Origin of the sequence: Microbacterium sp. NPDC090281 (assembly GCF_044769635.1) — a bacterium.
GTDB lineage: Bacteria > Actinomycetota > Actinomycetes > Actinomycetales > Microbacteriaceae > Microbacterium.
The window spans coordinates 396,859-408,334 of record NZ_JBIVYH010000001.1; the positions used below are offsets into that span (position 1 = coordinate 396,859).

11 protein-coding genes are annotated in these 11,476 nt (G+C 67.8%); 6 read left to right on the forward strand and 5 right to left on the reverse strand.

Features of this window, described 5'->3' with window-relative positions:
• Positions 1–13: 13 nt before the first annotated feature.
• Positions 14–718 carry a hypothetical protein gene (locus ACIQTX_RS01885; RefSeq protein WP_402968139.1) on the reverse strand — a complete coding sequence of 235 codons (705 nt, stop codon included), beginning with the start codon at positions 716–718 and terminating at the stop codon, positions 14–16.
• A gap of 239 nt (positions 719–957) precedes the next feature.
• Between ACIQTX_RS01885 and rpsF the strand changes: the two genes are divergently transcribed.
• From rpsF to rplI, 4 genes are all read left to right on the forward strand, one after another.
• The gene (rpsF, locus tag ACIQTX_RS01890) at positions 958–1,326 is read left to right on the forward strand and encodes a 30S ribosomal protein S6 (RefSeq protein ID WP_105526592.1); all 369 of its coding nucleotides are present in this window, start codon (positions 958–960) and stop codon (positions 1,324–1,326) included.
• Positions 1,327–1,331: 5 nt separating this feature from the next.
• Positions 1,332–1,856, forward strand: a complete 525-nt coding sequence (locus ACIQTX_RS01895; RefSeq protein ID WP_028501152.1) for a single-stranded DNA-binding protein — start codon at positions 1,332–1,334, stop codon at positions 1,854–1,856.
• 66 nt (positions 1,857–1,922) lie between these two features.
• Complete coding sequence (gene rpsR / locus ACIQTX_RS01900) at positions 1,923–2,177, forward strand: 30S ribosomal protein S18 (RefSeq protein WP_028501151.1); 255 nt, start codon at positions 1,923–1,925, stop codon at positions 2,175–2,177.
• Positions 2,178–2,188: 11 nt separating this feature from the next.
• On the forward strand, positions 2,189–2,641 hold the full coding sequence (rplI, locus tag ACIQTX_RS01905) for a 50S ribosomal protein L9 (protein WP_028501150.1): 453 nt from the start codon (positions 2,189–2,191) through the stop codon (positions 2,639–2,641).
• Positions 2,642–2,714: 73 nt separating this feature from the next.
• On the opposite strand, the gene ACIQTX_RS01910 is transcribed toward rplI, so the two are convergent.
• On the reverse strand, positions 2,715–3,413 hold the full coding sequence (locus ACIQTX_RS01910; RefSeq protein WP_402968145.1) for a helix-turn-helix transcriptional regulator: 699 nt from the start codon (positions 3,411–3,413) through the stop codon (positions 2,715–2,717).
• Positions 3,414–3,486: 73 nt separating this feature from the next.
• Here ACIQTX_RS01910 and ACIQTX_RS01915 point away from each other — a divergent pair, with 73 nt between their 5' ends.
• The gene (locus tag ACIQTX_RS01915) at positions 3,487–4,227 is read left to right on the forward strand and encodes an alpha/beta fold hydrolase (protein ID WP_402968148.1); all 741 of its coding nucleotides are present in this window, start codon (positions 3,487–3,489) and stop codon (positions 4,225–4,227) included.
• 129 nt (positions 4,228–4,356) lie between these two features.
• On the opposite strand, the gene ACIQTX_RS01920 is transcribed toward ACIQTX_RS01915, so the two are convergent.
• The gene (locus ACIQTX_RS01920; RefSeq protein WP_402968151.1) at positions 4,357–8,046 is read right to left on the reverse strand and encodes an efflux RND transporter permease subunit; all 3,690 of its coding nucleotides are present in this window, start codon (positions 8,044–8,046) and stop codon (positions 4,357–4,359) included.
• 313 nt (positions 8,047–8,359) lie between these two features.
• Here ACIQTX_RS01920 and ACIQTX_RS01925 point away from each other — a divergent pair, with 313 nt between their 5' ends.
• A complete protein-coding gene (locus ACIQTX_RS01925; RefSeq protein WP_402968154.1) occupies positions 8,360–9,091 on the forward strand; it encodes a GntR family transcriptional regulator in 732 nt (243 codons plus the stop codon).
• An 83-nt stretch (positions 9,092–9,174) separates the two neighbouring features.
• On the opposite strand, the gene kynU is transcribed toward ACIQTX_RS01925, so the two are convergent.
• Positions 9,175–10,449 carry a kynureninase gene (gene kynU / locus ACIQTX_RS01930; RefSeq protein ID WP_402968157.1) on the reverse strand — a complete coding sequence of 425 codons (1,275 nt, stop codon included), beginning with the start codon at positions 10,447–10,449 and terminating at the stop codon, positions 9,175–9,177.
• A gap of 29 nt (positions 10,450–10,478) precedes the next feature.
• Positions 10,479–11,471: an amidohydrolase family protein gene (locus ACIQTX_RS01935; RefSeq protein ID WP_402968160.1), complete on the reverse strand. Its 993-nt coding sequence runs from the start codon at positions 11,469–11,471 to the stop codon at positions 10,479–10,481.
• Positions 11,472–11,476 lie beyond the last annotated feature (5 nt).

Here is an 11,476-nt window from a genome sequence, read left to right on the forward strand (position 1 = left end):
TCTCAGCTCTGGATCAGAGCGGTGCGACGATGTCCTGCTGCACGTCCCACTCGGTGATCTCCATCGAGACCTCGACGGACTGGCCCTCGAGCGACGCCGTGCTGGTCGACGCGAGGTTGATGTAGTCCGCCGTCACCTCGAAGACGATGTCGATCGAGGCGCCCTGCTGCTCGACGGTGCCGGAGAGGAGGTAGACCTTCTGGCCCAGTCGCTCGCCGGTTCCGGTCACCGTGAAGTCGCCGGTGATGGCCGACGCGGCCGTTGCCGGGTCGAGCGAGGTGATGTTGGCGGCGCTGGTGCTGAGCGCGGCGATGATCGGATCGTTCGACGACGGGTCGGCGGCCTGCCAGTCACTCGTCGCGGACTTCACCCAGACGTCGTCTCCGATGGCGATCAGGGATCCGACCGGCGAGATCGATTCGATCGCCTTCTCGGACGGGTTGAAGCGTGCCGTCGAATCGACGCCCATCACGCTGGTCTTCGCCGCGTACCCCGCCGTGTCCGACATCGCATCGGCGATGCACCCGCCGAGGGCCGCGCCGTCGACGGTCGCACCCTCCTTCAGCTCGGGGCAATCCGTCTTCGGTGCTTCCTCTTGCTGCGACGATCCGGCGCTGGGCTTCTTGTCGGCCGTCGTTTCCGCTCCGCTCCCCGAGCATCCAATGAGCAGCACGGCGGCGGCGAGAATGACGCCGACCCCCCATTTGTTGACGCGCATGGCGTCCCCCCTCTGGTCGAGTGCCCGATGACCGTCAACGGGCACGGGTCCCAGCATGCCAAAGGTCCGCTGACGTTCCGCACGTTGCCGGCCTCGTTCGCGCCATCCACCCGATTCCGCTAGACTGTCGAGGTTGTCTGCTCTGAGCCCCTGCGCTCATCGAAGGGCCGACACATTCACACACCCTCCTGTTTCCGCGAGATACGCGGTAACCGTTCTAGTCCGAAGGAGGTGGGTAAGTGACGCACCAGTACGAACTCATGGTCATTCTGACCCCCGAGATCGACGAGCGCCAGGTAGCCCCTACGCTCGACAAGTTCCTGAAGGTCATCACCAACGATGGTGGCTCGATTGACAAGATCGACATCTGGGGTAAGCGCCGTCTGGCTTACGAGATCCAGAAGAAGAACGAGGGCATCTACGCCGTCGTCAACTTCACCGCCACCAGCGAGGCCACGCAGGAGCTCGACCGTCAGCTGAAGCTGAACGAGCAGATCATGCGCACCAAGGTCCTCCGCTCGGAAGAGGCTCAGGCAATGGCCGCATTCGAAGCCAAGCGCTCCGAAGAGAAGGCTGCCCGCAAGGCCGCCAAGGCTGCGAAGGCCTAAGCGCCATGGCCGGCGAAACCGTCATCACCGTGGTGGGAAACCTCACGGCCGACCCCGAGCTGCGTTACACGCAGAACGGGCTGCCGGTGGCGAACTTCACCATCGCATCGACGCCTCGGAACTTCGACCGTGCCGCGAATGAGTGGAAGGACGGCGATGCGCTGTTCCTCCGTGCATCCGTGTGGCGCGAGTTCGCCGAGCACGTGGCAGGTTCGCTGACGAAGGGCATGCGCGTCATGGCGCAGGGCCGTCTGCGTCAGCGCTCCTACCAGGACCGCGAGGGCAACCAGCGCACCGCTATCGAGCTGGAGGTCGACGAGATCGGCCCCTCGCTCCGGTACGCGACCGCGCAGGTCACCCGTGCGGCCTCGACCGGTGGTGCCGGCGGTGCCGGTGGTGCCGGCGGCGGTGGACAGTCCCGTCCCGCGCAGCAGCAGACGTCGGAAGAGCCGTGGTCCACGCCCGGCTCGTCGACCAGCGCGGATGCCTGGAGCACTCCTGGCAGCTTCGGCGACGACACCCCCTTCTAAACAACTTCTGGATCCGGCCCCGAGCTCGTCTCGGGGAAGGCATCCGCTCTCATTTAAGGAAACACAATGGCTGGAAAGTCGAGCGGCGACCGCCGCAAGCCGCGGAAGGGTGGCAAGCCCACCGCTCCCGCGAAGTCCATCCGGGTTGGCCTCATCGATTACAAGGATGTCGCCACCCTCCGCAAGTTCGTCTCGGAGCGCGGCAAGATCCGTGCCCGTCGTATCACCGGTGTCTCGGTGCAGGAGCAGCGTCTGATCGCCACCGCGGTCAAGAACGCGCGCGAAATGGCGCTCCTGCCCTACGCTGGCGCCGGCCGGTAAGGGGTATCGAGATGGCAAAGCTGATTCTCACGAACGAGGTCGCCGGGCTCGGTAGCGCTGGTGACGTGGTCGAGGTCAAGAACGGGTACGCCCGTAACTTCCTCATCCCGCAGGGTTTCGCTACGGCGTGGACCCGCGGTGGCGAAAAGCAGGTCGCATCGATCCAGGCCGCGCGTCAGGCACGCGCGATCCACGATCGTGACGACGCTGTCGCACTGAAGAACGCTCTCGAGGGCACCAAGGTGCGCCTCACGGTCAAGGCCGGCAAGGAGGGTCGTCTCTTCGGCTCCGTCAAGACCGACCACGTCGCGGATGCTGTCGCAGCCGCCGGCCTGGGCGCGATCGACAAGCGCAAGGTGCACATCCCGTCGCCCATCAAGGTGACCGGTGAGCACGAGGCAACCGTGCGTCTGCACGACGACGTCACCGCAGTCATCACGCTGCTGGTCGTCGCCGCCAAGTAAGGCACTTCCAGAACGCCCCCTGTCCTTCGGGACAGGGGGCGTTCTGCATTTCCTGCGAGTTCGATCCCGTGACTCAGGCGACCCGTCCGTGCACCGCTCTGGCGTTCGCCGGGGGCTCGCCGACCTCGTCGACGGTATGGCCGCTGCAGGCCGTCTTGGTCACATGGGCCCGCTCGACACGTGGCACGGTGAACCACCGCATGGCGTCTCGCAGTCGGCACCACCCGACGAGATACCACTGGCCGTTCGTGGCGGCGAACAGCACGGGCTCGACATCGCGGGTGGTCGTCGTCCCGTCTCCGGACGTGTAGCGGATGCGGACCACTCGCTGCTCGGCCATCCCCTCCTCCAGCGCCGATCGGATCGCGCGGGATGCGGACGGGAGCGCTTCGACCCACACTCGATCGGCCAACTCATCGGCTCGTGCTCGGGTTCGCGGATCGAGGACGTCGAGGATCTTGCGGACGCCGGCTGCGGCCAGATCGGCGTACGGGGCATCGGGTGCAGCCGACACGGCGGCCATCAACGCGACGGCCTGTGCGGGAGACAGACTGACCGGTGGCAGGGATGCGCCGAGGGCCAACCCGTACCCGCCACCAGGGCCCGGGCGCGACCAGAGCGGCGCGCCGCTGTTCGCCAGTGCGGCGAGGTCTCTCTTGACTGTTCGCACGGAGACATCGAATTCTCGCGCCATCCGCTCAGCCGAGCACCCCCGCGATCCGCTGCGGCGCAGCATCTCGGACAGGGCATGGAGGCGTTCCGTGCGCTTCATCGTGCAGACCGGGGCAGATTCATGACATAAATAGTGACACACACCTGCCTGCGGTAGGTAAGAAGGTGGAGACATGACAACGACGACGAGCAGTCCGACCATCATCCTCATCGCCGGCCATTGGCTGGGTGCCTGGGTATGGGATGAGGTTCTCGACCACCTGAAGATCGACCACTCGCGCGCGGTCGCGATCACCCTGGCGGGTCTCGACGGGGAAGACCCTGAGCGAGCGACGAAGACGATCGATGATCAGGCCGCGGGCATTCTCCAGGAGTTCGCCCAGCGCGGGGTCTCTGAGGATCAGCCCGCGATCATCGTCGCTCACAGTGGGGCGAATGCGCCGGTCAGTCTCGTCCTCGACCGGCATCCTGAGCTCGTCGACCGCGTGATCTGGGTCGACTCCGGCCCGGTGGCGACGGGAAGCATCTTCGCGCCCGAGCTGCCGGACGAGGTGGCGGAGCTTCCGTTGCCGCCCTTCGACGTCCTCGCGCAGCAGGCGAGCCTCGAGGGGCTGAGTGCAGAGGTCCTCGAGCGGTTTCGCGCCAGGGCTGTCCCCGAGCCCGGTCCGGTGCTTCGTCAGTCTGTCGAGCTCTCGAACGACGCTCGCCGGAGGGTTCGGACCACACTGGTGTGCTGCTCGATCCCGAGCGCGCAACTGCTGGAGCTGGCTCGAGCAGGTCACCCCATGTTCGCCGAGGTCGCGAACCTCGAGCATCTCGATGTCATCGACCTCCCCACGGGGCACTGGCCCATGTGGAGTCGTCCAGGTGACCTCGCCGAGGTCATCCGGTCAGCGGCTTCGTCCGACGATTGAATCCTGCGTCCTCCCGACATCAATGCACGGATGTCGGGAGGATTCACGGATGTCGGTCGATTCCGGCAGATCCGTGTGGGACCTGCCGGAATCTCCCGACATGTGCAGCGAGTGACCCGGGCCCAGGGGCTACTCCCTGTCGGCTGCGACCTCGAAGATGTCGGTCGATGTCTCGGACGAAGCGGCGCGGCGCTCCTCGCGACGGACCCGACGTTCGGCGCGCTTGGCGATCCGGCGATCCCGACTGCGCTCCACGAGCGTGTAGAGCACGGGCACCAGGACGAGCGTGAGCAGCGTCGACGACACGAGCCCGCCGATCACGACGATCGCCAGCGGCTTCGAGATGAACACCCCGCCGCCTGTGAGCCCGAGAGACATCGGGACCAGCGCGAAGATGGTGGCGGCAGCCGTCATCAGGATCGGGCGCAGGCGCAGGCGGGTGCCGTGCTCCACGGCCTCATCGAGGTTCGCTCCGGCTTCTCGGAGACGGTTCACGAAGTCCATGAGCACGATGGCGTTCGTCACGACGATACCGATGAGCATCAGGAGCCCGATCAGGGCCGGCAGGCCCATCGGGGTGCCGGTGAGCAGGAGCCCGAGGATCGCCCCGGTCGCCGCGAACGGGATCGAGATGAGCAGCACGAGCGGTCCGCGGAAGTTGCGGAACGTCGCGACCATCACCAGGAGCACGAGCACGATGGCGGCGAGCATGGCCAGACCGAGCTGGCTGAAGGCCTCGTCCTGCTGTGCCGACGCACCACCCTGTTCGAAGGTGACCCCCGCCGGGAGATCGGTCTCGGCGATCGCCTTGTCGATCGCCCGGCTGGCGGCCGCAAGGCCGCCCTTCTCCGGGGTCACGGTCAGAGTCACCTGACGCTCGCCTTCGGCGCGCGTGATGGTCGGAGCCGTCAGCTCTTCTTCGACGGTCGCGATCGCGGCGAGCGGGATCGCGGTTCCGGTGACCTCGGCGGCCGCCTTGGCCTCGGCCTCGGCGGCTTCGGCCTCGACCTGCTGGGCTGCGGCATCGGCGCGGCCCTGACGCAGGGCCTTGATCTGCTCGTCCGCTGCCTTGACGCCGGACTGCGCGCCCTCGATCGCACCCTGCAGCGCGGAGAGCTGCTCGGCGCGCTCCGTCTGCGCCTTGAGGACGGCCTCGTCGTTGGGATCGAGCGGGTCAGCGGGGACGATCGGCGCTGCAGACAGTTCCGCGAGCTGCCTGTTCAAGGCGCCGATCTGGCCGGCGAGCTCCGCACGCTGCTTCGTGGCCGTGTTGATCTGCGAGTTGAGTTCGTTCTCGGCCTTGGTCTTCGCCTCGTTCGCCTTGGCATCGGCCTTGGCCTTGAGCGCGTCTGCGGCGGCCTTCTGCGCCTCCGCGGTCTGCTGAGGAGTGACCGGGAGCAGGATCTCGCCGATCTTGTCGGCGGTGCGCTCGGCGCCCGGGGTGCGCACGACGATGTCGCGCTCTTGACCCTCGAACATGAGTGTGCCGACGGTGGTACCGGCAAGAGCCTCCTGCACGGCCTTCGCGATCATCGCGCGGTCGAACCCGAGGCGCGCGGCCAGCGGCTCGTCGACCTTCACCCGGAGCACCGGCTGCTCGCCGGCGAGCTCGCTCTTCACGGACCGGACTCCGTCGGCGTCGGTGAGCTGCTTCTCGAGCAGGTCGCTCGCTGTGCGCAGAGCCGCGGGATCGTTGCCCTGGATCGCCAGGGCGATACCGTCACCGGCTCCCGCGAGCGAGGCATCCTGCGATGCGAGCTCGATCTCGCCGCTGTCCGGCAACCCATCGAGCGCCTTCTCCACCTTCGACTCGACCTCTGCGACCTCGGCGCCGTCTTTCAAGCGCAGGTCGTAGGTGATGGAGGTGGGCGTGCCGGGTGTGGGGATCGGGATCGAGGTGGTGATGTCGGCGATGCCCGTGATCTTTCCGAGCGTCTTCTCAACCGGCTCCGCCGCGGCGACGAGGTCGGCTGTGGACTCCTTCGGGGGAGTCTGCACGACCCGCAGACTCGCTTGGCCTGACGAGCCGAGGAAGTCGGTCTGGATGAACGGCGTCATGCCGAGGGTCGCCACGAGCAGCAACCCGGAGGCGACCAGGGTGATCACGGGGTGCCGACGGGTCGCATTCAGGGCCGGCATGAACGTGCGCTGCAGGCGGTCGGGAGCGGTGTGGATCTCGTCGAGCTCGGACGGCGCCTCGCTCGCGAGAGTCGGTGCCGGTGCGGCGGCGACAGCTGCGGCAGGTGTCGCGAGCACGGCCGTCGTCCCCTCGGCCTCGAGAGCCGGCGCCGCGTCGGGAGACGTTTCCGAGTCCGCGGGGTGAGCAATCTCGGCGTCTGCGGCACGGTGCTTCGGAGCCTTGTTGAGGAACCACGAGGCGAGCACGGGCACGATCGTGAGCGACACGACGAGCGAGGCGAGGAGGGCGATCGACACGGTCACCGCGAACGGGCGGAACAGCTGACCGGCGATGCCCGAGACGAACGCGATCGGCAGGAAGACGGCAACAGTGGTGAGGGTCGACGCGGTGATGGCACCGGCGACCTGGCGCACGGACGCCACGATGCCGTCGATCGTGAGCGGGCCGTCTCCGCGCCTTCTCGAGATGTTCTCGATCACCACGATGGAGTCGTCGACGACGCGTCCGATGGCGATCGTCAGGGCGCCGAGGGTGAGGATGTTGAGCGTGTTGCCGCTCCACCACAGGCCCACGAGGGTGATCAGCAGCGACAGGGGGATGGACACGGCCGCGATGACCGTCGAGCGCCACGAACGCAGGAACGCGAGGATCACGAGCACCGCGAAGAGGAGTCCGAGCCCGCCCTCGACGGACAGGTCGTGGATCGACTGCTCGATGTAGGGCGCCTGGTCGAAGATCGTGACGAAGTCGGCCTTGAGGATCGGTGCGAGCCTGTCGAGCTCGGCGTTCACTCCGTGCGAGATGTCGACCACGTTGGCACCCTGCGACGGCATGACCTGGAGGGTGAGGGAGGGGTTGCCGTTGACGCGCGAGATGGTCTGCGCCGGCACCTTCTCGATCGTGACGTCAGCGAAGTCGGCGACCGTGACGGCGCCGTCGGGTGTGGGCACGGAGAGAGCCTGGATGTCTTCGAGGGTGGCGAGCCGCGACCCCACGGTGATCGAGAGCGGGCCTTCAGCGGAGTCCGCCTGCCCGGCGGGGAGCGCTGCGCCGTGGGACTCGAGGAGTGGCCCGAGAGTCGAGGTCTCGACCTTCAGGCGCGTGACGTCTGCCGGGCGGAGGTCGATCGTGATGCGCTGGGTCTCCTGGCCGGCGAGCGTGACATCGCGAACCCCCGGAACGCCCTTCAGTGCGGGGACGACGGTCTGCTGCAGGGCGTCGCCGAACGCCTCCTGGTCGCCGCTGGTGCCGGCACTCAGCACCATGGCCGGGATATCACCGGCACCCCCGGACGCCACGACGACCTCTGTGCCGGACGGGAAGCTCGGCTTCAACGACTCGGTCGCACTGCGGATCGTGCGCAGGGTCTCTTCGTCGTTCTCGCCGAACGACCACTCGACGAGGATCTGCGCACCACCGCTGGATGTCGTCGAGGTCACGCTCGTCACGCCGGGGACGGCTCGGACCGCCTGCTCGACGGGCTCGGTCACGCTGCTCGCCATCTCCTCGGGCGCGAGACCCTGCGACTGTGCGGAGATGTACGCCATCGGCGCCTGCAGCGACGGCATCAGCTCCTGCTTGAGCGACCCCATCGATATCAGGCCGAGGGCGACGATGGCCAGTGTCGCGAGCGACAGGATGAGACGGTTCTTGAGACTGCTGCGCGTGAGGAACGACATGGAGCGGTGAGGTGCTTTCGGCTGGGTCGCGGTGGCAGGCGAAGACGCACACCGCGACGCGGAAGCCGCCTGTGGTCACCCGACTCTCATCGTTCCGCGCCGAGTCCTGTGGTTCCGGCTCAGCGCGACGAGAGGCGACTGAGCTTCGGCGACACGATCGACAATTCGAGCCTGCCGGGTCGCGCGAGCCGAGACATCCTCCCGCGGGTTGATCCTCGTCCCCCCGCAGGTGGACGTGACTGCCGTGACGGCGCGTGCCGATTTTGGATCCAGAATGCAGAGTTCGCGGTGATGATCCGATACTCTCGCTCCCATGGTGCAATCAGGGAACGCCGCGTCGCCGAAGGAACGGGCCGAGGCGCTGCAGAAGCTCGCGCAGCGACACGGGGCCGGATACCGGTCGGTCGGAGCGATGGCGTACGACATCATCCGCGACGCGATCCTCGACGGCACGCTGCCCCCCGGCATGAAGCTGCGACAGGAGACGCTGGCCGAATCCATCGGAATCTCGCGACTGCCGATCCGCTCCGCGCTGATCCAGTTGGAGGCCGACGGGCTCGTGATCTTCCATGCCCGTCGCGGGGCGATGGTGCGCGCGCTGTCGGTCGAGGAAGCCACGGAGGTCTATCATCTGCGGACGCTGCTCGAGAAGGACGCACTGCGCCTGGCGATGGAGGAGATCACGCCCGAACGGGTCGCTCGCCTGCGCGAACTCGCGCAGACGGCGGACGACATCTCCGAAGGCGGCGAGTTCGTCGAGGCCCGCACCGAGTTCTACGCGACGCTGTATGACGCACAGTCCCGTCCGGTGATGTGGGAGATGATCGAGCAGCTGCGACTCAAGCTGGGGCGCTACGTGCTCGGCTGGCGGCTGGTGTCTCCTGGCGCGCACGACCACTCGCACGGCGAGCTGATCGATGTCGTGGCGGCCGGAGATGGGGACGAGGCTCTGCGCGTGCTCGAGTCGCACCTGAATCACGTGCGCGACGGGGTCATCGCACTGCTCGAGGCTGCAGCGATCGAGGCCGCGGGCGACGGAGCCTGACGCGCAGCAACTGTGTGCACGAGAGGGGGACCGGCGATCATTTCGCGGTCCCCCTCTGTGACGGTGCTTCAGGTGACGGTGCTTCAGGTGACGGTGCCGCGACGCGCGAACCGCGGCTCGCGCCAGATCTCGCTGTCGAGCACGTCCTCCAGCGCATCGATCGCATCCCACACGTCGGTGTAGGAGGTGTAGAGCGGCGTGAATCCGAAGCGGATGAGGTCGGGCGCTCGGAAGTCGCCGATCACCCCGCGCTCGATCAGGGCCTGCATGACCGCGTAGCCGTCTTCGTGGCGGAGCGAGACCTGGCTGCCGCGGCGGGCGGACTCCCGAGGGGTGACCGGCTCGATTCCCCAGCGCGGTGTGAGGCGGGTGTCGACGAGGGACATGGACAGCTCGGTCAGCCGCAGGCTCTTCTCGCGGAGCAGCTCCATGTCGACGTCGTCCCAGATGTCGAGGCTCGCTTCGAGTCCGGCGACCGACAGCAGCTGAGGCGTGCCGACGCGGAAGCGCTCGATGCCCGCGGCGGGTGCGTACTCGACGGTGAAGTCGAAGGGCTTCGCGTGACCGTGCCAGCCGGTCAGGGCCGGACGGGCAGCGTCGTGGTGCCGGGCGGCGGCCCAGATGAACGACGGCGAGCCGGGCCCGCCGTTGAGGTACTTGTAGGTGCAGCCGACCGCGAAGTCGGCCTCCGCTCCGTTCAGGTCGATCGGCACCGCGCCGACGCTGTGGCACAGGTCCCAGACCACGAGGGCACCGGCGGCATGCACCTTGCGTGTGACCTCGGCCATGTCGTGCATTCGTCCGGTGCGGTAGTCGACCTGGGTGAGCACGACCACCGCGACGTGATCGTCGAGCACGTCGTCGAGGGTGGGACCGTCGTCGGAGATCAGCCGGCGCTCCAACGGGGTTCCGCCACCGAGCAGCTCCTGCACGGCCTCCAGCATGTAGAGGTCGGTGGGGAAGTTGCCGCGCTCCGCGACGATCACGCGTCGTCCCGGACGAAGCCTGACCGCCGCGACCGCGGCCTGGAACAGGCTCGCCGATGTCGAATCGCCGAGCACGACCTCGCCGGCGTCAGCCCCGATCAGGGGTGCGATGCGGTCGCCGATCGTGCGCGGCTTGGCGAACCATCCGGCGTCGTTCCAGCTGCGGATGAGGCCGGTGCCCCACTCCTCGGTGATCACACGCTGCAGGTGGGCTGCGGTGTGCTTCGGCAGCACGCCGAGCGAGTTGCCGTCGAGGTAGATCACGCCGTCGGGAAGCACGAAGCGATCGCGCATCGAGGCCAGCGGGTCGGCGTCGTCGAGGGCCGTGCAGGTCGCGCGGTCGATGACGGGGCGGGTGGAGGTGGTGCTCATGAGGCAGGTCCGTTCGAGGTCGTGCGGGGTCAGCGCCCCAGGAATCGCAGGGCGTTGTCGCGGCGGATGGCGCTCTTCTGCGCGTCATCGAGGAAGTCGGCCCGGTTGACGACGCTGCCGACGGGGCGCTCGCCCAGGGGGTAGGGGTAGTCGCTGCCGACCATCACCTGAGAGGCGCCCAGAGTCTCGACCAGCACGCGCAGGGCCACGGGGTCGAACACCACGCTGTCGACGCTGAAGCGGTCGAGGTAGGCCGACGGCGGGCGCTCGCTGACCCCGATGAGGTCGGGCCGCTGCTGCCAGGCGTTCTCGAACCGGCCCAGCCAGAACGCGAACGATCCGCCCCCGTGCGCGAACGCCAGGCGAAGAGTCGGCGGTACCCGGTCGAACACTCCGCCCAGGATCATGGCGATGATCGACAAGTGCGTCTCGGCGGGCATGCCGGTGAGCCAGCGCGCCATCCAGCGGTCGAGACGGGGTGAGCCGGGCATGTCCCACGGATGCACGAACACCGGGATGCCGCTGTCGGCGCAGTGCTGCAGGAACATCACCATGCCTTCGTCGTCGAGGTCGCGGTCGCCGACATGGTTGCCGATCTCGACGCCGGCGTGACCGGAGGCGATCGCGCGGTCGGCCTCGGCGCACGCGGCATCCGGATCCTGCAACGGCACCTGCGCGAACGGAATCAGCCGATCGGGTGCCGGGGCGCAGATCTCCAGCGCGAGGTCGTTGAAGATGCGGGCGACCTTGACGGCCTCGGTGCCCGACTTGTCGTAAGAGAAGAACAGCGGGGTGGGGGAGACGACCTGCATCTCGACACCGTCGGCATCCATGTCGGCCAGGCGCACGGAAGCGTCCCAGCAGTCGTCGCCGACCCGTCGGAACTCGGTGTCGCCGAGCATGATCATCGCCTCGCGCTCGGAGTCCACGCGCAGGGTCGGCCAGAGACCTGGCCCGACCTGTGTCGACAGGTCGGGCCAGGCGCTCGGCACGAAGTGCGTGTGGACGTCGATCGTGCCCAAGGGGT